Below are 23,347 nucleotides of genomic sequence, written 5' to 3'. Positions count from 1 at the left end.
ACTAGATTAATGCATCGGTACCCATTCTTAAACTTTGATTGTCAGCTAATTTTTCGACTATTTTGCTCATTAATGTCGGATTATTTTTGGGAATCGCATGATTTGAAACAATTTCATTAAATACTTGTTCAGACATTTTGTTCGAGTGCATTTCCTTTACTGCTTCTTCTACTTTTTCTTGATATAATCCTTCTAAATATTGCATAATTAATTTTTTTTCTGGTTTCTCCTTAACACCAAAAAAAGTAAGACTATTAGTTTTTATTGATATTTTGTTTTTAGAGATTTCTTGAAATATAGCACTTATTTGCGCCATCGCTGTTAAGGGATTATTGGAAATGATATCCTGAAGTACATTTAACTTTTCTTTATTTTTATAATCTTTAGCAGGCAACTCTTGAAGAAAAAATCTCAAATCCGATAATGAATAATCATTAAAATTTTTCATTCCTCTTATAATTTCTTCCCTTAATTCACTCTGCTCTCCTGAAAGGTGGGTACTCATTCCATCAATGCGATTTGGATTATCTAACATAACCGGGCTAAAGCCATGTTCTATAAGTAATTTATTCAAAGTAATCATCGAAATCGTTCTTCCATTTGCATCAGGAAAAGGATGTAGCTGTTCCAGGTCTTTAACAAGTAATATAATGAGATCTAACTTTTGATCATTAGTTTTTGCATTGGCTATATTGTGATAAAAATCATTAATATACTGTTGTACTCTTTCTTTAAGATAATTTGCTTTTTCTCTTCTTGAATAGAAATAAATTGCGGTTTGTTCATCATCAACTAATAACTTATATAATTCTTCAGGATCCGCCGTGAGCTCAACTTCTTGTGGTGGCTCCCCCTTAGTGCTTATTTCCAAGAAAAAACGGTTTTTTCCATCATGAGTTTTTTCTTGATTCTTTATTTTATTAAATAGCTCTATGAAACCTTGTTTGGAAAAATACCCACGCCTGGGGTCTCTTTCTATTAGCTCTATGGAATAACCTGCGGTAGCATCATCACGAAAACTAGTCTCGCTCTTTTCGATATTTTCTTCACTTATATTTTGAACGCAGATATCATGTATGGTTGCCAGCATGTCAGCACTCAAAGGCTTTTCTATATTCCTCATTATGAAATCGAATGCATTTCGAATCCCTAACATATATCCAGGCTCTGGTCTTTCCCCTCGATGAAATGCTTCTGGACCTTCATTTTGCCTGGTGACCTCCATGCCAAGCCTCCAATACTCCGATTTAGGAAATGTATTTAGCACATTGCTTTTAGGCGAACGTAGCTGAATTATTTCTAATGTTTCTTGCATGTAAACCCACAGTATTTTTTTAGTAAACTCTATCCTTAATATAGTACAAATAATATGCATGAAGGATTTTGTATGATCAGGTTCATGGAACAAATAAATCTTTTTACGCTTCGCTACAGGTGCTGAAAGCTTTTTGGTAGACACTTAATCTGTCATAAGAAGGTTTATCGGTAAGTGCGTGTGAAAATACGATTAATAAAAAATTGTTGGGACATCTGCCCAACAATTCATGGAAGACACAGCTATTGTGATGTGCGAAAACCTTTAATTGCAAAGATGATTGCCGGGTTGCACGTACATAGCAACACTGAGCTTCAATTCGATCAATTAATGTTTCGATTTTGAAGAGTTACCCAATGCTTTTACTCCAGCTTTTTTAGAAAATCCTTGTCTTGATTTTCCTGTCCCAATTTGAATTTCTTGAGGTTCTTCCAGGTCAAGATAGGAATGTAACAAACTTTTTACAATTGCTACATGCTCCTCCTCCTGAATGAATGCCTTTTCAAATTTGACCGATAAATCCTCATGGTCATAAGCGTTAGCCAATTGTATTAATAATTCCCAAGCTGCATTATCAATTAATTCCAAATTTAAAAGCGTGTTGAATACTTGGGGCATTTCTGTTCTAGGATCTGTCAATATTTGAATAAAACCCTGTCCCATAACCCCCACTAAATCGGCACATGGGGTAATCGCAGTAGGATCTGCACCCAGTTGTTCCATGGCGGATTTAACTAATTCCATATGTTCCATTTCTTCTTTTTTAATATGAAGCAAACTTTGGATGTTCTTTTTAGAATCCTTATCCCCTAGTGCCTTGGCAATAGCTGCCTCATACAAACGAATTCCAGATCGTTCATAGGCGAGGCGTTCACCCAATTTATCTAAAAATAGTTGAGGGTGATTGCCGACTAATTGATTAATTGAATTTTTTACCATACCTTTTAATGTTGCAGAAGGAGGCATTGATCCTATGGAACTGGATTGTGTATGAAGAAGTACTCGCTCTTTTTCTAGTTGTTTTTCACTACCTTTGATATCGGGTGGATAATGATGACAAGCATCCATCATTTCTTTTACGTTATCAGGATCAATTGCGATTCCTGTATGATTAAATGATTTTTTAGAAGAATTAGCCATGATGATCTCCTTTATTGATTGAGTTCTGTACCAGGTCTCCATTGATATCCTGCGGAAACAATTTCGGCGGGAACGCCATCGGAGTTCATTTTTTCTCGATACTTCAAGGAATCTTCACTCTCTTCACTTTTATTCACATACTCAATTCCATTTGCTCGAAGATTTATTTCATCGTTTAAAACTTTACGAACAAAATCTCTTTGGCTTTTAAACTCTATCATTTTAGGTAAAGTTTGACCTAAAATTTCCAGGGGATCACGACGTTCTATTTTTTTAAACCATTCAGATGCGACTTGCAGATGGCCTAATTCATAATCCAAAAACCTCTCCCAAATCATTTTTATTCGAGGATTAGTTTCTTGCTCAGCACAGCTGAAATAATTATAAATTTCCATAGCTTCATGGATTAACCATTTCTCCATAATAGACTCTGCGGGATCCATTAAAGAACCATATTGGGTAACATGTTGTTCTTCAACAGAGGCAATTTCAGCATATAATTGCCTTGCAACAGGATCTGCAAAAGTTGGGCCAATATTCATGTAATAATCATGCGTTTGGTATTCTGCTCCGGTGATCATTGCTGCATGAATCTTAGTAATCAATTTTGCTTTCTCTTTTTCATAAGAATTACGAATATCATCTTTGGGTGCCCGGTGGTGATCGGTTGTTGGTCTTCCATGAATAATATCCGTATAGCCTTGTAGAATATTATTGGCATCTTTTCCCTCTAACCTATCGAGCATGGCGGCATATCGGTAAAGGTGATCGAAATCTTCAAGTAATCCAAAACGATAAGTTTGCGCCTGATAGGGGTCAGGTTCAGTTTGCGCCACTGCAGCAGTCACTTCTATAGCCACTTGTTCATAGGCGATCGTTGTCTCAAGAGGTGAATGATCAGCTGATAATAACCAGTTTATAGTGGTTGCCTGGTGTTGTTCTACACGCCTTATTTGTGCTAAAGGTAACTGAAGTTCTTTATTAAATCGTGCCAAAAAATGTTTTGTACGGAGGGCATCAAGTTCTATACCATTCATCAATATAATTCTGACACGAGTAAATGCATCATCATCAAGCTTACTAATAGGTTGTCCAGCAATTTCTTTCCAAGTAAACTGCTGTTTTGAAAGTGGGCATCCTTTGTCTGTGAGAAAATCATTAAAATTGATAGTCATTTTTACCTCCTTGTACTAGTTGTCCATAAAATAGCTAATCTAACTATAGTACATACATCTTGGAATGATATATTTCAAAGTGAATTCGATTATTTCTCTTCAAATACAGTCTAATTGTTATTTCATCACCATTTTTGTGGATATAACCTTGATATAAATCCAAGAAATGTGGGTTAAATTTGGTCAATATTAATAATCTTAGTTTAGTTCTAAATAAATGAGTTAAAGGCCAAGAGCTTTATGAACCCTGATTCGGTTTGTCTTCGCAAACAAGTTTAGAATTAGGATCTTTTTAGAATCAACTCACTAGAAAAGGGTATATTGTGAATGATTTAAAAAATAATTGTCCGGATAATAGGCAAATAATACAGAGCCGTTTTTTATAGTATTGATTATTGATTTTGCCAAAGTAGATGGAACTGCGGGACACCCCCATGAAGCCCCAGCTTTGCCCTTTAGTTTGATGTAAGAAGGTTCTACGTAAGGTGCACCATGCACTACCACTCGCCGCTTGTAAGCATTTGAGTTAAATTCTTTCTCTAAGCCTTCTAGATTTAAAGAATAACCATTGTGCCCCATGTATGTCCCTTCCGTGATGAACGTACCGAGGCTTGATTCTTTGCTCCAAATATCATTAGAAAACTTATATGCTTCGTTACCTGTTCCTGAATTTTTACCGTGTGCCACATAGGATTTTAGTATCAGGTTGTCATTCTCCATATCGAAAATCCACATGCGGTATTCATTTGAAGGCAACGAAAAATCAATAATGGTGAGCGTTGGATTTTTCACCCTTCCTTGCATGAAAGCTTTGTTATATGCTCTTAAAGCCAGTTTGATTACCTCGATATTGAGATTTGGAGCTGAGATGCTGAGTTTTTGTAATACATCCTGTTCCATGGAAATATTTAACTGGGTTTGAACAAAATTTGGCGTGGGATAATGGAAAGTAATTAGCTGGGCGAACAAAAAAGCGATTAGATCTATCATCGTACCTCAAGTTTTTATTAATTGAAATATGAACTTGACTGTATTGAAGAGTCATTGAACAGGAAAATGAAATCCTTAGAACAAGGATTTTTTACTAAGAGACGTTACCTATTTGCAACAACGATACAAAGCATTTTTCTCGTTTAAATGAGGCTTAAATATTTAAGAAGCTCCCGTAATTAGTATTATTCTTTAAAACACACTTTCTCAGTATAGCATATTAATTAAACAATGCGCGCAAAATATAATCCAGCAAATATGCAGCAAACTGAATAATTCTTTCTTATTACCAGGAGAATCCAATATTATTAATTCAATTTTTATCCTTAAGAGCTGATGTTCCATCCCATTTAAAGCAAGTAATATCGCAGAACTTAAAGTAAATAATTTGCATAAAGTGCTAAAATTATTGTAGAGCTGTAATTTATTAGGTCCTATCATGTCAAATGATTATATAGAGATTTATCAAGAACATAAGTACTACGGACAAAAAAATACAATTGATTCATTGATAGCGACTCTGGAAAAAATAAAGCTGGAGGAAAATAAAGAAGGGTGGTTAAAGCCTGTTTGGGGTTCAAATAGAGTTCTTGCTTTTTTTCAAGGCCTTATTGTGAAACCAAACCGTCCTGAAACAAACATGATAATCGATCAAATGATTGATAATTTACAGAAATTAAAAATCAGTGATGATTATCAAGAGCAAGGGGAAACCGCGAACATACATTTAGAGCTTCTTGGTATTCTGGGCCCTGCATTAAAGGATTTGCCAACTCAAAATAAAATAAAAGAATTTTTGAATTACATCATGTTTCACGAAGGCTCTCATTATTTTTCCATGCGAGAAAGTAGCGCGATAGAGCCATCACCTTTGGAGATACTCTCAGGAGAAGGAGAACATTATGAAGAGGAGGAACAATGGAGTGTTCCTTGCATCCAGGAATTACTGGCACAAAAGGATCTTCCGCTAGACATTTTCACTGTAGATAAAGATAATCCTTTAAGTCTCGTAAGCGATATCGATGATCATGTATGGTGGGCTTATGAGAATATTTATAGTTATTTTTATCCCAATTCTTATCAAGATGAAGATGATCTTGCACGGGTCTACCATGGAATCCAGCATGTGAGCCGTGCGGCTTTGTATGCCAAAGTATTCGCTAACCTTTACCGCAAGCATGGTGATAAAGAGGCTGAAAATTTAAGTGAAGAAGATCTTAAATTAATACAAATCGCCATACTCTTCCACGACTCGGCTCGTGAAGATGAAGGAGAAGATCATTGGGATCATGAAAGCGCCATATTCTTGTATTATTATTTAACCCGTATCCTGGGTGTTGATGTACATAAAGCAAAATTTATAGCCGAAGCAACTGCCAATAAAGACCCTAGTCCTGAAAAGGGATATTTTGAACTTATTGAAAATACAGAAGGAGAAATAACCTGGCAATTTACACAAAATGAAGATGGCCTGTTTCCTCCTAAGAATATCTTCCAAAAAATAATTCACGACTGCGATTGCCTGGATATCATCAGAGCCCGCAATCAATTTGATGGTACCTACCTTGATTTTTATAAAGAAATTGCAAGTAAACCTGGCAATAGGGTCGCTTTAGAAGAAATGTCGCAATTCATCACAGAAGCGCGGAGTTTAATCTACATTCAAGGAGATGCACGCATCAAAATCAAACCAGAGGTGAAAAGAGAATATGAGCATGAAGAGGCTTATTCGAGTATTCAAGCTGATGTTCACCCTGACAGGCATCCAATAATTTTTGCTTTAAATGAGTATTTATTGTCTGTAGCAGAATTAACGAACAGGGAAGTCATTGATCTAAGTCCTTTTGATGAACAAGGCGATATGACTGGAAATAACTTGAAAGCAGCTTTGCGAGAAGGACGTATATTTGCCAGGGGCATAGCCATACCTAGTGCTCAACCCAATCCCCGTGAAAATAAACCGTGTGATAGTGATGAAACCTTGGCTGAGAAAGAGTTACGAAAAACCATGCGTTTCGGATTAATCAATGTTAAAAGCAGAAAAACCGAACCTCGATCCAAAGAGAAAAACCCAATGCGCTCCACTTCTATATTAGGTTATGGGAGTGGCGTTTATCCTCCTGCCGGTATGTTAATCTTTAATCCTAGAGTAGAAGACGTTAGCAGAATTTCATCAGAAGATTTTGATAGTGGCAGAGGAAGTAAAAAAAATTTAGCTTATTTACAGGAAAAAGAATACCGTCAGTCATCCGCTTTAGAACAGGAATACCTAAAATTGGTAGAAAAAATGAAAGTGGGCTTATTTGGTAAAACAACGGATGCGGGTTCAAATTATCCAGAGCTTTTGTATGATATAAAAAAATACGATGCTATCTTTTTTACTCGCGATCCAACGATAGCGAATAAAATTTTCCATGAAGATTATGACCCTGTACACCCGTTCTCTCCTCTGTTGCAAGCCATTTATTTACAAAAACAATATGAAATAGAGTACCAACTGACAAAAGAAGCCTTTATCCAGGAATATGGCCCTGAAAAAGGTATGGAACTTTTTCTTCAAAGATTTGGTTCTAATTATTCCTTACCTATCTATGAGTACTCCGGACAAAATAATTACTTAAAAATTATTGATCCTGCTGAAATAACAGAAGAACACATTGTAACCATGTGGGTAGAAATGTGTCGTGATTTTATGAAGAAGCGTATCAAAGATTTAGAGAAAGAATCGCTTTATAAATTAAGTATTGATGATATTAAAGTATTAAGCATGTATGAGCATAAAGATGCTGCCCGACTAGCCAAAATAAACCAACCTGGAGATTTAAATTATCCTGAAGGGCTGAGAAAAAAAATATCAGAAAATATTGAAAAGGAAAGGCAGAGACTTATTGCCTCCCAGGAAGAGGAATTATGGGAAAAACTCAATCATGACGAAATTACCGTATTTTCAAGAGAATATTTCATCAATTTACAACATAGTTCCAGATTGAAAGATTTGAGCTCTAAAAAAATTGGAGAAGCAGTTACTCATTTTGTCCATTCCCTGCCAGACCCTTCTTTTGCGGGTAATCTCATATTTAAGGAGATACATGGATTTGCCCACTTTAAAAATTTAAATGAGATAAGCCCTGAGTTATTGGTAAATAATCAGATGTTACAAGCCTACTTTTTAGCTCGCCAATTCAGGCTAGATGAGGAAGCAGGCTTTATCCGCAGTCAAGTGATTGAATTAGCGAATAAATTAATTTCAGATTGGCATATCAACCACATTTTTAAATTAAAAGATATTCATAACTTGCGGAAATTTATGCTAATAGTGAATGCTGATGAAGGGACTTTAAAGAATATTGATAATTTTATGTTAGAGGCTATCCAAAATTTGGTCGAAAATGTTATTAGTCAAGAAGAGAGCATACACGGCTTTAGAATCTCCATGATGAATCTTGCCGAGTCCGACTCGCTTCGTTCCGAACATCTTGATGTGATCAGAACAGCATACAACCACATTCGAGAGCGATTAATTGATTTAAATGAGCCAGATTTTCGTGACTTTTTAGAGCTTGCCCTATTGTTAGAAGAAAAACCTGAACCAGAAATTCAAACGTGGATAAGTAGTTATCCGAAAAAACTCTATAGAGATTCCATTTATACAGTACATGCTCTAGCGAAAATCATTTGTTTTGACGATAAAAATCCAGATCTTTTTAAGCAGTTAGTAGAAAAAATTCATACCTATGATTCGCCTGGAGATTATGTTGATTTCTCTTATTGGACAGATTTCATCAACAAATTAAAATGTCTGGTGGAAAACAATCAATTTTCTAGTGCCCAGTTGAAGATTGTCCATGAAAAATATCAATTGATCATCACTCAGTACATAGAAAATGATCTTGACAGTTATAAAGGATCGTTTTATAGAGCGTTTCATGAAAATACAAGAAAAAAGATGATGTTAATGAGTTTAGCTCGAGATTTAAGCATCATTCTAAACACTGATTTTTTATTCCTCCCCGAGAATTTACTTAATATATTCAACAATACATTACTTGATTTGAGTCATGAAAATTTCAGAGATTCTGGATTGAGTCAGGAGAATATTGACATGCTTAAAAAACTTCATGACAAATTACCCCAGCAAGATAAACGTCAAGTAGCAATTGATAAAATGGACGATTATTTAATCACAACAAAACGCAAAGAAACCATACAAGAACCTCAAATGCGTTTCTTATAAAGTCATGTTTACCTGAAACCATGTGCTTCAACAAGCGACATAAAAAAGGTCTAATTTCATTTTTATTGAAGCTGGCAAGCGGGACTGACTGCCAGGCTAAAATAAATCAATTTATCCACAACTCAGTTGGTTCATATTTTCAGAATTATCATCCGTGTGATTTGAATTTTCTACTTCACTAAAAAAACTATAGTTTAAAATGTCACGATATTTGGTAGCTAATTTTTTGTTTAAATCTCTACCATACCTTCTTTTTGAAGTTAAATTGGAAAATTCCCTTGGATTTACCGACGGGAGTTCATTTTCTATTTCCGCTTCTTCTTCTTCTTCTTCTTCATCCATTTCCTCAACATAAGATCCATTTGATGCCATGCTGTCATTATGATTGATTGATGAAATATCTATGTCGTCTTTTATTTGTAGCGGTTTCACAGAAGCAAAACCTTTAGCAGATAAAAGATCAATAACTGAATAAATTTTGGGTTGGTCAGAACAATAACTTACGTATCTTTGTAAGCTTCCCTCGCTCGCAGTATATAAAGCTCGGATGACAGCCAGCATTTCTTCGTCCAAGGGAGTATAATGGCCGCTATTATTGGTTATTTCTAAGAGTTTTCCCTTTTTAAAGGTAAGAGAACCCATTGCAAAAACTTTTTTTCCATTTGCTAGATAAGAATGATGTAAGGATTTATGACAAAGTAATCTTGGGTTTTCTTCACACAGCAGTGCAAAATTGAATTGCCCTTTCATAAGCTTGCCATTTATTTTTTTAAACAAACCTTCGGAACATGCCACTTGATACTTATCTTGTAATCTTTGTGATAAATAGCATTGTTCAGGAGAAGAAGCCGATAAAACTCTCATGGCTTTTCTTTCTATTTTAAATTTCTCTTTTAGTGAAATTTTATGAATAAGAAGTTGTCCAAAATATACTACTTGTGCGGGATAGAAGTTTTTAGGCATTTTACATCTCACTGTACAAATTAAACTCATATTACTGGTAAAATGAATAATAAAGAAAAAGACACATTGTTTTAAATCTACAATGAATATTACATTGATTGAGCAAATACAACAAATCAATACGCCAGAGAGTCGCTTATTATGAAACTCATTTGTCGTATTCATTGCTGATAGGCCATCACCAGATTTGCGAAAAAAGGTGGTAATTTAAGCATTATTTTACTTGTCCTTTTCTCATCTGTTACCCTATTTGCTCACAAACGGAATTATGCCTCTGGATCATATAAAAGCTTAAATAGCGTTGATTATGATCATGGAATTAATGAATACAGGAGTTAGATAATGCCATCTCTCATAATCAAGGAAATGATTCTTCCAGCCACTCCTTTTAAAGTACGGTTAGACGATCTCACAGAGGACGGAAAATTATTAACGAATGAACAGCTCGTTCCCATTATTAGTGGAATTGAACACATAAAAACGGTATCAGCTAAAAAATTTAAAAAAACAACTTTTGCACAGCGTTTTAAAAAAAATGAACTCAATAGTCCCTACGATATCCTTGCTTTTGGTGAAGATTATTACGCCATCTATTATGGGCTTAAAAAAAATACGCACATGGGGATGGGTGGGTTTGGGTACGTCAAACTGGCCCAGAATGTTCGAACAGGGGTATGGGTTGTTTTAAAACTTACCGTAGCAGATAAAGAAAAAAATGAATACCATTTACTTCAAAAAGTTGAGTTTGCTTTAGGGTACCTTGAGCGGACAGTCACTAAAGAAAATTCATTTATAGAACTTCAAAAAAAACACAATAGAATAGGAAGTGCTACAAGCTGGTCCTCCCGACAAGCGAACCTTCTCATGGAACTTGCCGAGGGCATTTCTTTAGCGCACCTCCATGAAAACAAATATGTTTTACCTGCTCATAAATGGATAGAAATTATTCTTAAGGTTCTTATCGAATATAAAAAATTAAAAGATAAAAATGTACTACACAAAGATTTGAAGCTGGACAACATTTATTACTCATTCAGCAAAAATAAAGCCACCATAATTGATTATGGAGGTTCAAGGACAAAGGGGTTTTTATCAATCCATAAAAAAGAAAAAGTGATTTATACTAAAGGATATGCCGCACCAGAAGTTGTGAAGAAGAAATATAGTGAAGCATCCGATATATATGCATTAGGCGCAACTTTTTTTTATTTATTAGATTTAAACGATCCGACACAATCAGCAATTAAAGATCCTGAGCTTTACGCGACGCTTCATTCTTATTGTTTGTCTTGTATGGCTAATGAAAAGAAAAAAAAACGTCCGACGACAGAGGATGCGATTCTCTATTTTGAAAAAGTACAGCAGTCACATTCTAATTTATTGCCCAAGCCCTTGAGAACAATTGGTTTATTTTCCGTAGAGGAATACCTTCAACATACACACGATGAAAAAATGGTTGAAGAGGTAAAACTACCCATACAAGCGAATACATTAGAAGAGAAGCATGACGACATACCCAATAATGAAGGGTTCTATTTAGCTAATTTTGTAAGCTATGCCTATCAATTCATTAAATCGTATGTCTACCCAGCCGCTCAAAAAGAAAAAAATCATACGGAAGAACAAGTTATAGAGGAAATAAATACACCGATTCAACCTTTAGAAGTTAAAAAAAGATATGATCAGGCTTTTATTTCTGCTTTGACATTGTTTGATGAAGTCTGGTTAATTGACTCTTCCGAGAGAACTAAAAAAGAATACATTCAGTTATGCCGCGAATTAGAGGATCAAAAAATTGTTGTCGGGCAGCGGTGTTTTATTGCTAACAGCAGTAACTTAAATCAAATCATTCCTTTAATTTTGGAAAAACAGAAACTCGAAAACTCTGCGAAAGGTGTTAAATATTTTTGTATTACCGCGCAAAAAGAGATTCAATTGTCTTCCTCTGTATGCACAATAATATTAAATCCAGAAGAAGACCAGTCGTATTATCAAAAAATAATTGAATCGTATACCGCTCTAGAAATTCAAGAAGAATATAAGAACATCAAATCTTCTTTATCCCAATTAGCCGAACAACATCCATATATAAAAGAAACGATTCATGATTTCGACAGGCATTTTGCAGAAGGAACGCTGTCATTAGATCATATTAAATCCCGATTTTACCTGCTTAAGAAGGCATTATCTTCTGCAGATCAGGAGTCTTCCTTGAATTCGCCGAGTCATTTCCATCTGGGCTTTTTTTCCAAATTGCCTCCCGCCAAGTCTTCCTCGCAGCTGATCGTACAGCAAATAGAGTCACATCTCGATGAATGGGTTGCTTCATTTCATAGGTAGATTGGACAAGGACTAGTATGATTTTATTTTAATTTGGGTGTATTCTTATTCTCAGGAGTTATTTCCTGGTCGTCTCCAGTCATAGTTTGTTTGATCCTGGAGACTCGGGGTGCTGCAGTAGTAACGGCTCTATAGAATCTTTTTTCGTTAGTACTTTTAAAACCACCTTTGAGAGAATTTTCACATTCATGATGTAAATCTGTGGCGCTTTTTTTCCATTCCTTAAGAAGATTCAAAAACTGTAATTTAGAATAAGGTTTACTTGAAAAAATATTCGTGTCCTTCAATAAATCCAAATTAGCCATTTCATCTATTACTTCCTTTGTTCGATTATAATAATCAGACAAACGCTCATCATGTGCCCGCTTTAATTTTCCCATAATCATATCTACTTGTATTAATGCTTTGTCCATAGCAAATTTATCCTCCCCTTTATATTCCTTCATGAAATCTGCTAATTTTTTTAGGTTTTCTCTCAATTTCGTACGCTTTTCAGTTACGCTTGTATCGGATAAATAATCGCTTTGCACTTCCCGAATCGCCATTTGTTGATCCGTATCATATTTTGAATTAGGACCTATGATGTCATAATAAAGTTGTTTCCATCGTTGTTGTGCTTCAATTGAATGATCGCCTTCGGTTAATCGTTCTCGTATTAGAGGACAGCGCAATAGATATAAACTAGCGGAAGTTTGGTTCCTTACAAGATCTATTAATTTTTCTTGTGTTAGGAAAGGAGGAAGTTCTTTTAATGTATTTATTCGATCAATAACTTTTTTTAAAAGTAAACTTTTTTCTCTCAGTGCGTCCTCAGTTAATCCTTTTTTGTTTAATAATAGCACTAACTTTTTATAATCTTTTTCTAAATTACTCATTGAGACACCAAATAAAATATATATTTTAATCATAGCTTAAAATATAAATAATTAGGCAGAAAGAAGGTTTAATGATCAATATATTATAAGGTATTAAACGAAGGTATTGCTCATTATTGCCTTGACCGCTCTTGTTTGCTGCAATTTGTTATATTCGATATCTTGGATGTTGATGCTTTTAAAGTGAGCACTATGGTAGTATTTGGCTTTTTAGGAAATAATTTGATGGCACAAGAAAAAAGAGACAGGAAAACAACCCTTTGGGATGCTTATTCTTTTAGTATGGGCTATACGGCTTTAACCACTTTAATTGGACATCCGGCAGAAAGACTCAAAGTTGCCATCCAAACAAATCTCATCCAAAGCTCATTTTCCGTTACGAAACAATTTGTAGGGGGAAATTTGAATCATTTTTCTACGGGATTTATGTCTTGTGTTCTTCGTCAGCAAGGTAAGGTAATTTATAGGCCCTTGTTAATAACGCATATGCCAAATGCAATTGATGGATTTAATTTTTCTATCATTTTTGGAGGGTTGCTCAAAGCAAGTATTGCATCTTCTTTTGATACTTTAGTACTTAGTCCATTTGAGAATATTAAGACGGTGCAAATGAAAACGATTGCCAACCAGAATAAACCAATTAAACCTATTCAGGCAGCGCAATTGATTTACCAACAAAGAGGTGTACCTGGTTTTTTTGCTGGGAGTACAGCAACAATGGGAAAAGCTTTTCCTAGTTGGTTCTATTTATTTGTCACTTACCAAGCAATCAAAACCAAACGGGAAAAACAATCCTTCTTACATACGATTTTATGGGCAACCGCGGCATCTGGGCCAATCTCTTTAATGACCACTCCTCTTGATGTCATTAAAAGTCAGCAGCAGGCTTGTTCAAATGAGATAAAGAAAACAGTAATTGGCACTGCAAAGGACATTTATCATGCTCATGGAGTAATGGCTTTTTTTAAAGGAATTAATTGCCGTTTGTTTCATAAAACATTATCCACAGCGGGTGCTTATATGATTTTGGATATTGCTAATAAAATGTAAATATTAAATTAATAAATATATATCAAACCCTGAAAACGCTCGACAGCAAGAGAATTTTAGAAGAGCTTTCCTCGGCTGTAAATGATAAATTTATAATGGGAGTATCTATTTGCGAGGAGGTGCTATCCCGGTTTGAATGCGAAGGGGGTAGTATCTCCTCTCATTTATTCATGGCGGAGAGAATAACAGAATCAGATGCTAACCCTGTATTGAATCAGTTTTCGTACATCAAAAAAGTCTCATAACAACCTATTGTTTTAAGCAATATTGACACTAATTTGATTGTTGTCAATGCGGACAGGATAAATTTTTAAATTTTTAGGTTTGCTTATTTTCCCTAATAAGGTACCAACAGCAGGTGGCCAGGGAGACCAGCATTCAGGATGGCCTGTTTCCAAATTGAAAGCGCTTTTGTGGAAAGGGCAAATGATTGTATTCTCAGCTGTAATCTCACCTTTTGTTAGAGGTAGTTTAAAATGGGGACATTGGGAAGCGAGAGCATGGACTGTTTCATTATGCCATATCAATAGAATTTTGTGCCCATCTATAGTTTCACAGTGACGGCCTTTTTGTTGTAGTTCATTTAATGTAATTGTTGGTTTCCAAGACATAATTTATTTCCTTTTTTGAATTTTTAGGTAAACATTGCGATTAATCAGATTGGCATAAGATAATTTTTAACAGAACCGAATACAAGTTGTTTCTATTTTACTGTTTACTTTTGCATTGGTAAAAATGACAAAGCGCCTCTTTTTGGAGAAGGTGAGTAAAAAATTTGGCCATGTATATCATTCTGATTTTTCTGTAGTGCTTCTTGCTCCTAAACCAATAGGCGAGTATATGCTAAGTAAAAATACGCCTTGTTTTTGCAATGGCAATTGAATTTAAAATATGATAATAATGGTTAAACGGATGTATGTTTATCACAAGGATGGCTCAAATGAAAAAGATTTTCCAATGGATTGTTGAATTTCTTGACGTGATTGTTGGTGTAACAGAAGAGCAACCCAATAAATCCTACAGAAACACTTACCAAGCACCGCAAAAATATGAAGATCGAGTGGATTTATAAACGAGATATGACGAAGAGCATGAATATAAATATCTGAGTTAAAAAAATTTATACTCTTTTCTAAGTATTTTTATTTCTTTTCATAACCTTTGCTCCCAAACAAACCTGTGGTTGGGCTTAAGTCCAACATGTTCCTCCCCACTATAGAATAATTTTTTGAGTGGCCGAGATCGACCACCAAATTCTAAGGCTAAAATTATAGGGAAGCTCTCTCAGCAGACTATCTATCATCAGGAAGGAATAATGAATCATTTGCCACCAGGTTTCTTATATCAATCTCACTTTATATCTAAAGAAGAAGAGGCTGTATTATTAAACGAAATAACACGGCTTAAATGGCAGAAGGTTGAGTTATTTGGAAGAATTGCAAAAAGAGAGGTCGTTCATTTTGGCCTAGACTACACCTACCACAATCGGAAAGTCAGTCCGACAATTGGGCTACCCGAATGGTCAAATTTTTTAATCTCACGAGTCGCCAATTATTTGCAGCTTTCCGAAAAGGATATAGCGGAATTATTAATCACAAAATATTTAATTAATGCTGGAATTGGATGGCATAGGGATGCTCCGGTATTTGACAAAGTTGTAGGAATCTCTTTGTTAAATCCTTGTGTGCTCCGACTTAGGAGTCGTGTTGATCATAAAAATCAATATAAAATAGAATTAGAAGCAGGTTCATGTTATCTGCTTTCTAACGAAGCAAGATGGAATTGGGAGCATTCCATTTTCCCCCTCAAAAATCCCAGGTACTCAATGACTTTAAGAACCCTGAAATTAAATAAGTAAAATCTTTTTAATTTAAAACAGATCGTCTGGCTCCATCTGATGTTATCCCAGTTTTTTTTCGCGGTCTTTGCAACTCCTAAATGATTTACAAAAATTTCGAATGATTGTATTTTCTCCCCGGGATATTTTCGATATCAATTCGATCGAATTGGTCCTTTACGTCTAATTACTTAGATGGTAAGTTCTCATTGACTTTCAAGAGGTTGTTACTATGAAATTTATTCGAATATTAGTTCTTGGTTTACTTTGTTCTACTTTTCTAAGCCCTCAAGCCTGGGCTGCTCCGGGTGAAGATTATGATTTTCAGCAAGAGCGCATGAAGCTTACAGCAGATTCAGTTATGGTTATTTCATCATTTGACAGCGAAGATCATATTACTGCTTATACCTATGCTGGAGTACGTTTATGGGATGCTCCCTTTCATGCGAAAATATTATCATGGCAAGTTGCCGGAGATTTTGTTTTTGTTTTTTCTAAAGATCGTAAAGGAACAAAGACTTATATTACCTGTCTAAACCGATATACGGGCGCACTCATCTGGCAAAAACCTTAAAAAATTGAAACATTAAGGGGCCAGTCTGAGTTGAACTTTAAGTTTAATAATTTTTGGTCCCGTTTGGTTTACGCAAAAGACAGTTAGAAAAAATATCACAACATGATTAAATGACCCACAACTCTATTTAAAAAACGAAACTTATGCAGCAAAAAAAACCAATACTTCTTTCAATTTGCATCTAAATATTTTTTCCCCTGGGGTCGTTTTTAATTTATAATGCAAAAAAATTATTCTATATGAATTAAAAACATGAAAATTTTGAGTAATCATGATTTAGGATTTCAAGAGGTTTACACTCATGAAGATGTGCTTCCAGAGGATATGGAGCAACCAAAGAAGCATCCTTTCATCATCTTGACTTTACCTGCTAATCGCGCAAATAGCCTTTATCTGCTTCAGAATTTTCCACTATTTATAAAATTAGGCTACTCAGAGATTCAAAACCGAACACAAATTCTAACTATCACCAGTAAAAGAAAAGTTGGTATTGTGATTCGTTCAATACTTTCTAGCCCTGATTATAATCATGAGCAAAATGCTGAGTTACTGCATCGTTTATTGCTGTTAGAACATGAGTTATCTAAAACAGAAATAGATCATAAACCACCTCCAAGAAGTAAAAATGGTGAACAATATGTCTATGCAGATGAAAAAATTGAAAGGAGAAATAATGCACCTGTACCGAATCATAGTGTCGAAAAAGTAAAAAAAATTGGCAAAGATACTGTCGAAATCTTTAAATTCGATGGAACAGGAAGAAGAATTACTCAAATTGAGGCATTCAATGGTATCGCGTATCGCCTCTTACTTAATGATCGCACCCCTAAAGTGAGAAGTGTACATGACCGCTTTGGTAATCGAATTGGTGTTTTTTCCAGAGAAATTAAAAACTTTCAATCTCTGCACGATTATTACATAAAACAGGAAGAAGCTACGGGAGAAATGCGTTCTCCACCGCAGAGGGTTTTAGTAAAATCAGGGATTGGCAGAATCTTGGGGGCTGCGTATGCTGAAGAAGAGAATGATTTGCATGGTGGTAATATAGTTTATGATCCAATTCATAAAAAAATATATAAAATTGATCATGATCAAGCAACCTGGCCAATTACTTCAAAATATCGAAACATAAATCCTAATAAACCAATATCCAAAGAAAAAGAAAGGCCTTATGGTGTAAAACCCATAGATGCATTTCCTATAACCCAAAAAGATATTAACAATTTTCCTTTTTTATATGATGCGAAACCCAATCATTTTCCCGATGAAGCAGATGAGCGTACTTTAGATCTGGAAGGGATTGATATTTATCCTGAGTTTAACAAAGATGTTTTTTCAGTTTTTCTTAAAAGAGCATTATTCGATGAGCAAATTTATCGAGCAATAGCGAATGAAACGATTGAAAATAAAAAATTACAAGAAGAGTTGGTAACTCATAAAACGAAACGTAGTGAGATACTTCGGAAAGAACTCATTAAAAATAGAAAATTTCTATATTTTATTCTCGACAATCCGGATATAAAAGAACAAATTCTTTATGAATTTCAAGAATATAATAACGATTATGAAGAAAACAGTCCTTTGCGTTTAAACATAAATGAGCTAGGAAATAAAATAGATGTTTTGCTAAACCAAACATTGGATCAAATTCAAGTACCCCTGGAGGCAGTTAAGCTTTTTAATCGCTATTATAAGCCTTTCCAAGATATAAGAGCATATGAATATAGAACAACAAATATTGAGAGTTCACCACAAAGAAAACAAGAAACCATAAACCAACTGGAGGTCTATCTCCGTTGTGATTCTTATCAAGCTGAAGCCATGTTTAATCAACTCAAGGATTTATGGGCTAGTAACCCCCTTAACTCTGAAGAAAACATCATTGAACGGCATGCGGAAAAAAATCTGGATAAAATTTTCGCAGACCTCATCAATCTAAATGGAAGAGTAGGTGTTTTTGGCGGTGAAAAACGTATGCTGGCTCATGATAACGAAATTATTATACCCAAAGGCGCTGCCGTCATTTTTGATCTGTATCAAAAATATCTAAATGGGGAGCTTTCGTCAGCTGTAGAAACTTTAGAGGCAATAATTGGCGAAGCCGCTATTGCAAATGCTTATCAAGGCCATACATTATTTAATCAAAGACAACCTGAAACACATGATTTTTATAATTCCATTGTAGCCATTCAGCATAGAAATCTTCCTGAAAACGAGATGGATTTTTCTCTTATAGAAAGACAAGAGCCGTATGGAATATATGTATAGCGGTTGATGAAATTTTATGTAAACCCAAATAAAAAGAACATCTATTACTTTAATGGTTGATAAATCTTCTTTTAATAGGGGATCATTTACGGGGTGAAGAAGGAATATTAGAATCTTTTTTACTTAGGGAGTTCAAGAAAAGAAATTATCCTATAATTAATGGTGTAAACCCTCCTTAATTATTTTGACAAATGAGGCAATAATGTATGAATCACATGAGAATGAGTCCTCACCCACGACCAATTCAAGCAGCATCACAATAACCCGAATAGTAAAAAAATTAGATCAAAATCCGAAATTTTCAGGAAAAAATGATTTTTTTGAAAAATGTAAAGTGGATCCGAATTTTAAGATAGAAGCAGAGCAGATTACGATTCAAGCCGCCAAAATCCCATCTCCAGAAGTTAAAGTGGCCGACCTGAATATACCTGAGTATTTGTTAAAATTTTATTCCGCGGAAGAATTAACAAACATCGCCAATCAATTAATTCATTTTGCTTCAGATCCATTCAAGGTAGCCTTCCATCTCAAAGATTTAGATGAAGATTTGGGAAAAGAGATGGAGACAAACCAAGTAATCTCACACCATGACATACTCTCTGATTATTTGATTGCCGGTCGAGGAAATTTCATACCAGGTGCGCCGCCTCCATCTTATACTCCTTTAAAAAAAGGACACCTACTAGATAATATCCTATTAAAAAAAGAGGGATTGCGTGATGTGAATCAATATGGTTTTGTGGTCAAATTTATAGGTTTTATCAGCTCTATGATTGCTGATCGTGTTGTTGCAAGTGGTCAACTATTTAATGAAAACAAGCAAGTAAATCGAGTACTTCTGCATGGTTCATATACGCATCGGTTGTTGTTAGAAGCGTTTGCTCATGCTATAGAAAAAGGCGATATTAATTTAAAGGTTCAAACCGGTGAACTTAATTTTTTACAACTTTTGGAACTGCTTGTTTCTGTAAAAACAAAAAGTGGGTTAAGCATTTGGGAAACAGTGTTAGACACAGTCGAAGATTCTGAGCGTGCATCTGTTGAACCTTTGGATTCGAAACAATTTAGTTTTAGTTGCCGTTCTCCATTCATTTTAAACTCACTGTTGCTGTGTTTCGGTAAAGAACTTGGATTGCCAAATCTGCAAACCTATCTATTGGATAGTCATTATAAAGCAGCCTATGAAATGGTTTTGCGTTCAAGAAAAGAAATTTCAAAATTGGAACGTTTATCGCATCATTCACAGCTTAATATCCCAAATGAACAAATTTATGAACGCTGTATGGAATATTTCTCGACAATGGCAGAAAGTTATGGGGAAGTAGGTGGCCTTACCCCATTTACAGTAGATGAATTAGACATACTCACTAATCCCCGCTATATATCTTCTATTTGGGGTCCGAGTATTCGGATAAAAGTGGCTTCACAACAAATGACCGGGAGCTATTCGGATTGGATGGATTTTTTTCAAGCAAAAGGGGGAGGTGTTGCACCGAATCCTATGCCTAGCGACAGGGAAACAAATCGATCTTCTGAAACTTCCAATATTTCTCCAAGCCCAAAAGAAGGTGCTACCGATACTACATCAAAACTAATTAAAAGGCGCGACCATCCGCAAACTGACGAATTTGATGAAACTGAGGAAGGCACTTTCCCTAAAAAAAGGCATCAATAGACTCTTAACCACATGTTGTCTCGTTGCAGGACGTTTCTTCGGTGTATCCTAAAAAACGTCCTGCCTTGTTCCTATTTTATCTTAAATTTTTAAAAAAATGAGGAATAGGTTTGCTGGGCAATATTGTGTTCTGTTTGCTCTTCCAGATTTCCATCTCCTGTATATTGAGCAATTTTTAGTATAATATCTTCTTGGGCCTTAGCAGGCGTTATCTTTCTTTGTTTTTCAAAAGATTGTTTCTGTATTGAAGACATTTCCTGAAAAAAAAGACCTTGCCTATGTCCTTGGCACAATATTTTTGTATTCCTGCGAATAGTCGCGAAATCCTGTGCACCAGGATTTTTAATAAAGCTATACTCTTTAGGAGAAGGTGTGCCACCAAGAACCTCTGCGATTTCTAAGGCATTGATAGGATTAGAAACAATTAAATCAAAATTAGCAGCATCTAATTTATCTACATTAGCAAGACACTTTGCGCCACTGTATAGGGTTTTTATCAAGGATAACTGGGATAAAAGCACATCCAGAGTCTTTTGATCCAGGATATTTGCTTCGCTCATCAATGCGAGTAGATTAAACAATGCATCGTTATTTAATTGGGCTTTGCAAACCGCGTTAATATTTTTTTCATGAGCCAAATTCTTTTTTCTTAAAAAATCGATGACATCTGCGGTAAAGGAAGCACATTGGGGATATTTTAGCATCATTGCGCGTAATTCTGGATTACATTGAATTTTCGAAGATTGTATCCAAAATTGAGCCAACCCTGGAGCATACTCTGGTCTCGTACAAGCGTATACTCTTGTTGTTTCATGATATAAATTTGCTTCTCGGAGTATCACCAGCGCTTGTGCGATAAGGTTGGAATATTTAGGTATCGCAAACGAAACTTTCAGAAAATCCTCATTACCATTTTCTTTGCTCAATATTTCCACTGCATCAATTAATGCCGCACTTTCATTGGAATGTAAAAATATAGTTTGTAGGATTAAGGAAATAAATTCGGGTTTTACCTTTAATTGACTTAGTTTTGCGGTCGCTTCTTTTAATTCCCAATCATTGATTTCTTCTCTGAGAAGCACATCTAAAAAAGGTGTTACATCCCATCCTGCTTTATTGAAATTGGTAATAATGTGTTTGGTCCAATAGTTGTTTTCCCAGGTATCCTTTGCTTGAAAGAAACTTTCTAATGTTTTTTGATTCAAGGGAAGAAGGACTAATAATTCATAAAAAATAGGATAATTTTCCAGTTGTAAAATATGCGTTAAATTATGAAGGGTCATTAGAGAAGAATCTTTTGCTGCCAAAGCCAGAAGTATTTGGTTGATTTTTATTGCAGACTCTACTTCGTCTAATATGCGTTTCGCTTCTAATATAGGGAGTACTTCATCACTGTTTAAGCCATGTTGATTGAGAAGAGTTAAAATATTATACAAAGCAGCACCGCTTGGAGTTCGTGTGCATTGTTCTATTATTTTAAAAACATACATAAGTTGCTTCGGATTGTCTAATTTTTCTGCTGCAGAAAAAAGATCTTTTATATCAGGGGTTGGAACTTTTTTTGAGATGGAAAGGATAAGGTGCGCCAACTCTACTGCTTCTGATGGGTGTCTTTCAAGGAAGGCTACGTTTTCTTCATTTAATTGACCTGCAGCATCTAAAGTATCAAGTGCTTCATAACCTCCTAATTTAACTACCAATTCCTCAAATGTTTTCCCGCTTTCCTGGGTATGTGTTCGGGTGTTTTTACCAATTAAAATCTGGGCCAGTTTCAATAATGATGATGAAGATAAATTCTCTTCTTTGAGATCTTTATAAAAAGCACGTAGTTCCTTAATGTGAGGTTCTTCTTTAATCAGAGTTCGTCCATAACCTTTGTTTGAATCATATCTTTCAAGTGATTTTTTTATAGTTAACCTTTTCATTTACTACTCCTATAGCGTTACTAGCTCCTGCTACTATAATGATTTTGGGGATTTCAAAGTGGGTGATTATATCGTTGCGGCACATATTTACTGCTGAGAATGTGTCTTTATCTCAACGTCCACGATGAGGATTTCAAGTATACTCCTATTATTTATGAATAGAAGTAAATACTCCGATCCACTAGGGACTCATTTAAATACATTGATCTCATAAATCATGGAGTTCACATAATCTTTAATTTGAGAAATAGCTTGTTGATATCATGACAAGAGGAGAATATCTAAGGTTTTTAAATAAAAAACCGCAATCTGAAGGCAGATTGCGGTTTAAAACATTAGCTCATGGGAGGAGCAACACTACCTTCTTCCTCTTTTTTACAGCGCATTCCATAAACAGCACCAATACAGCTAGATATGGCGCCAAGAAAGAATAAAATAAATAGTACCCATCCACCAGCGGCCAAATGTTTTGGATTGGCATTCTCGTTTTTTGGTGCAGGTGCATTTTGTTGGGAAGTTACAGCAACATTGAGATCAGCTGCAGAAACTTGTGTCGGGGTGAGTGCTGGATTCAGGTTTTCTTGATAAAAAGAAACATAATGTGTCATTGGCATAATTAATAAAACATTCAACATTAATGCCAAACTCCAAGTGATAAATCCATAAACCACACCACCATGACAATAGCAATTATAGAATCGGCCGAGATAACCCGCAATAAAACCTGCTGCGCCCATTGAAACAATAACGCCAATTAATAAACCTAAAAATCCACCGATCGTAAATGCTGTGGCGCCATTGGGAGAGGAGCTGTATGCACTCAAGCCAATTGCAATGCTATACATATTAAGTAAAAAGGTAAGCCCCACTCCAACAAATGCTCCAGCAATTATGGCGGCCCAATGAAGACGGGTAATGTGGGTTTTATAGCAATTTTGATTTTCCGTAATCATATGAATATCCTTTTAAAAGATGTGAGAAATTAA

At 35.2% G+C, this 23,347-nt stretch carries 17 protein-coding genes; 8 read left to right on the top strand and 9 right to left on the bottom strand.

Annotation, left to right across the window (positions count from 1 at the left end; genetic code table 11):
- Position 1: 1 nt before the first annotated feature.
- The 4 genes from BU07_RS0115530 to BU07_RS0115515 all read right to left on the bottom strand — a co-directional run bounded on the left by BU07_RS0115530 (position 2) and on the right by BU07_RS0115515 (position 4,620).
- The gene (locus tag BU07_RS0115530; protein WP_084157922.1) at positions 2-1,459 is read right to left on the bottom strand and encodes a Fic family protein; all 1,458 of its coding nucleotides are present in this window, start codon (positions 1,457-1,459) and stop codon (positions 2-4) included.
- Positions 1,460-1,642: 183 nt separating this feature from the next.
- Entirely contained in the window at positions 1,643-2,455 is an 813-nt protein-coding gene (locus tag BU07_RS0115525; protein ID WP_051635625.1) for a ferritin-like domain-containing protein, read from the bottom strand.
- A gap of 11 nt (positions 2,456-2,466) precedes the next feature.
- Entirely contained in the window at positions 2,467-3,630 is a 1,164-nt protein-coding gene (locus tag BU07_RS0115520) for a hypothetical protein (RefSeq protein WP_031567646.1), read from the bottom strand.
- A 306-nt stretch (positions 3,631-3,936) separates the two neighbouring features.
- The gene (locus BU07_RS0115515) at positions 3,937-4,620 is read right to left on the bottom strand and encodes a murein L,D-transpeptidase catalytic domain family protein (RefSeq protein WP_031567644.1); all 684 of its coding nucleotides are present in this window, start codon (positions 4,618-4,620) and stop codon (positions 3,937-3,939) included.
- A 439-nt stretch (positions 4,621-5,059) separates the two neighbouring features.
- Here BU07_RS0115515 and BU07_RS0115505 point away from each other — a divergent pair, with 439 nt between their 5' ends.
- The gene (locus BU07_RS0115505) at positions 5,060-8,854 is read left to right on the top strand and encodes a SidE phosphodiesterase domain-containing protein (RefSeq protein WP_031567640.1); all 3,795 of its coding nucleotides are present in this window, start codon (positions 5,060-5,062) and stop codon (positions 8,852-8,854) included.
- A gap of 111 nt (positions 8,855-8,965) precedes the next feature.
- Here the strand turns inward: BU07_RS0115505 and BU07_RS17095 are convergent, their stop codons facing one another.
- On the bottom strand, positions 8,966-9,817 hold the full coding sequence (locus BU07_RS17095; RefSeq protein ID WP_051635624.1) for a hypothetical protein: 852 nt from the start codon (positions 9,815-9,817) through the stop codon (positions 8,966-8,968).
- Positions 9,818-10,159: 342 nt separating this feature from the next.
- Here BU07_RS17095 and BU07_RS0115495 point away from each other — a divergent pair, with 342 nt between their 5' ends.
- Positions 10,160-12,157, top strand: coding sequence for a protein kinase domain-containing protein (locus tag BU07_RS0115495; protein ID WP_031567636.1), 1,998 nt, complete (start codon positions 10,160-10,162; stop codon positions 12,155-12,157).
- Positions 12,158-12,180: 23 nt separating this feature from the next.
- Here BU07_RS0115495 and BU07_RS0115490 read toward each other — a convergent pair whose 3' ends face one another.
- Positions 12,181-13,032, bottom strand: a complete 852-nt coding sequence (locus BU07_RS0115490) for a hypothetical protein (RefSeq protein WP_031567634.1) — start codon at positions 13,030-13,032, stop codon at positions 12,181-12,183.
- Positions 13,033-13,257: 225 nt separating this feature from the next.
- Between BU07_RS0115490 and BU07_RS0115485 the strand changes: the two genes are divergently transcribed.
- The gene (locus BU07_RS0115485) at positions 13,258-14,082 is read left to right on the top strand and encodes an MC/SLC25 family protein (protein WP_031567632.1); all 825 of its coding nucleotides are present in this window, start codon (positions 13,258-13,260) and stop codon (positions 14,080-14,082) included.
- A 257-nt stretch (positions 14,083-14,339) separates the two neighbouring features.
- On the opposite strand, the gene BU07_RS0115480 is transcribed toward BU07_RS0115485, so the two are convergent.
- Positions 14,340-14,693, bottom strand: a complete 354-nt coding sequence (locus BU07_RS0115480) for a Rieske (2Fe-2S) protein (protein ID WP_031567625.1) — start codon at positions 14,691-14,693, stop codon at positions 14,340-14,342.
- A 329-nt stretch (positions 14,694-15,022) separates the two neighbouring features.
- Here BU07_RS0115480 and BU07_RS17825 point away from each other — a divergent pair, with 329 nt between their 5' ends.
- The 5 genes from BU07_RS17825 to BU07_RS0115455 all read left to right on the top strand — a co-directional run bounded on the left by BU07_RS17825 (position 15,023) and on the right by BU07_RS0115455 (position 20,436).
- Positions 15,023-15,154, top strand: coding sequence for a hypothetical protein (locus BU07_RS17825; protein ID WP_278030604.1), 132 nt, complete (start codon positions 15,023-15,025; stop codon positions 15,152-15,154).
- A 243-nt stretch (positions 15,155-15,397) separates the two neighbouring features.
- On the top strand, positions 15,398-15,940 hold the full coding sequence (locus BU07_RS0115470; protein WP_035899175.1) for an alpha-ketoglutarate-dependent dioxygenase AlkB: 543 nt from the start codon (positions 15,398-15,400) through the stop codon (positions 15,938-15,940).
- A 211-nt stretch (positions 15,941-16,151) separates the two neighbouring features.
- Positions 16,152-16,493, top strand: a complete 342-nt coding sequence (locus tag BU07_RS0115465; protein WP_031567621.1) for a hypothetical protein — start codon at positions 16,152-16,154, stop codon at positions 16,491-16,493.
- A 252-nt stretch (positions 16,494-16,745) separates the two neighbouring features.
- Positions 16,746-18,761, top strand: a complete 2,016-nt coding sequence (locus tag BU07_RS0115460) for a ligand-binding sensor domain-containing protein (protein ID WP_031567619.1) — start codon at positions 16,746-16,748, stop codon at positions 18,759-18,761.
- A 202-nt stretch (positions 18,762-18,963) separates the two neighbouring features.
- Positions 18,964-20,436: a hypothetical protein gene (locus BU07_RS0115455; protein WP_031567617.1), complete on the top strand. Its 1,473-nt coding sequence runs from the start codon at positions 18,964-18,966 to the stop codon at positions 20,434-20,436.
- A gap of 89 nt (positions 20,437-20,525) precedes the next feature.
- On the opposite strand, the gene BU07_RS0115450 is transcribed toward BU07_RS0115455, so the two are convergent.
- Together BU07_RS0115450 and BU07_RS0115445 are read right to left on the bottom strand one after the other, a co-directional pair.
- On the bottom strand, positions 20,526-22,361 hold the full coding sequence (locus tag BU07_RS0115450; RefSeq protein WP_031567615.1) for a hypothetical protein: 1,836 nt from the start codon (positions 22,359-22,361) through the stop codon (positions 20,526-20,528).
- Between the two features lie 335 nt (positions 22,362-22,696).
- On the bottom strand, positions 22,697-23,314 hold the full coding sequence (locus BU07_RS0115445) for a hypothetical protein (protein ID WP_031567614.1): 618 nt from the start codon (positions 23,312-23,314) through the stop codon (positions 22,697-22,699).
- Positions 23,315-23,347 lie beyond the last annotated feature (33 nt).

Source organism: Legionella wadsworthii DSM 21896 = ATCC 33877 (assembly GCF_000701265.1).
GTDB lineage: Bacteria > Pseudomonadota > Gammaproteobacteria > Legionellales > Legionellaceae > Legionella > Legionella wadsworthii.
The sequence above is the reverse complement of the archived record's forward strand: the minus strand, read 5'-3'. Positions and strand labels throughout refer to the sequence as shown.

Excerpts from the sequence above, each read along its gene's own strand:
- BU07_RS0115450 (WP_031567615.1), bottom strand. The coding sequence starts at position 22,361 with ATGAAAAGGTTAACTATAAAAAAATCACTTGAAAGATATGATTCAAAC.
- BU07_RS0115470 (WP_035899175.1), top strand. The coding sequence starts at position 15,398 with ATGAATCATTTGCCACCAGGTTTCTTATATCAATCTCACTTTATATCT.
- BU07_RS17825 (WP_278030604.1), top strand. The coding sequence starts at position 15,023 with ATGAAAAAGATTTTCCAATGGATTGTTGAATTTCTTGACGTGATTGTT.
- BU07_RS0115480 (WP_031567625.1), bottom strand. The coding sequence starts at position 14,693 with ATGTCTTGGAAACCAACAATTACATTAAATGAACTACAACAAAAAGGC.
- BU07_RS0115515 (WP_031567644.1), bottom strand. The coding sequence starts at position 4,620 with ATGATAGATCTAATCGCTTTTTTGTTCGCCCAGCTAATTACTTTCCAT.
- BU07_RS0115465 (WP_031567621.1), top strand. The coding sequence starts at position 16,152 with ATGAAATTTATTCGAATATTAGTTCTTGGTTTACTTTGTTCTACTTTT.
- BU07_RS17095 (WP_051635624.1), bottom strand. The coding sequence starts at position 9,817 with ATGCCTAAAAACTTCTATCCCGCACAAGTAGTATATTTTGGACAACTT.
- BU07_RS0115495 (WP_031567636.1), top strand. The coding sequence starts at position 10,160 with ATGCCATCTCTCATAATCAAGGAAATGATTCTTCCAGCCACTCCTTTT.
- BU07_RS0115490 (WP_031567634.1), bottom strand. The coding sequence starts at position 13,032 with ATGAGTAATTTAGAAAAAGATTATAAAAAGTTAGTGCTATTATTAAAC.
- BU07_RS0115460 (WP_031567619.1), top strand. The coding sequence starts at position 16,746 with ATGAAAATTTTGAGTAATCATGATTTAGGATTTCAAGAGGTTTACACT.
- BU07_RS0115525 (WP_051635625.1), bottom strand. The coding sequence starts at position 2,455 with ATGGCTAATTCTTCTAAAAAATCATTTAATCATACAGGAATCGCAATT.
- BU07_RS0115485 (WP_031567632.1), top strand. The coding sequence starts at position 13,258 with ATGGCACAAGAAAAAAGAGACAGGAAAACAACCCTTTGGGATGCTTAT.
- BU07_RS0115505 (WP_031567640.1), top strand. The coding sequence starts at position 5,060 with ATGTCAAATGATTATATAGAGATTTATCAAGAACATAAGTACTACGGA.
- BU07_RS0115455 (WP_031567617.1), top strand. The coding sequence starts at position 18,964 with ATGTATGAATCACATGAGAATGAGTCCTCACCCACGACCAATTCAAGC.
- BU07_RS0115520 (WP_031567646.1), bottom strand. The coding sequence starts at position 3,630 with ATGACTATCAATTTTAATGATTTTCTCACAGACAAAGGATGCCCACTT.
- BU07_RS0115445 (WP_031567614.1), bottom strand. The coding sequence starts at position 23,314 with ATGATTACGGAAAATCAAAATTGCTATAAAACCCACATTACCCGTCTT.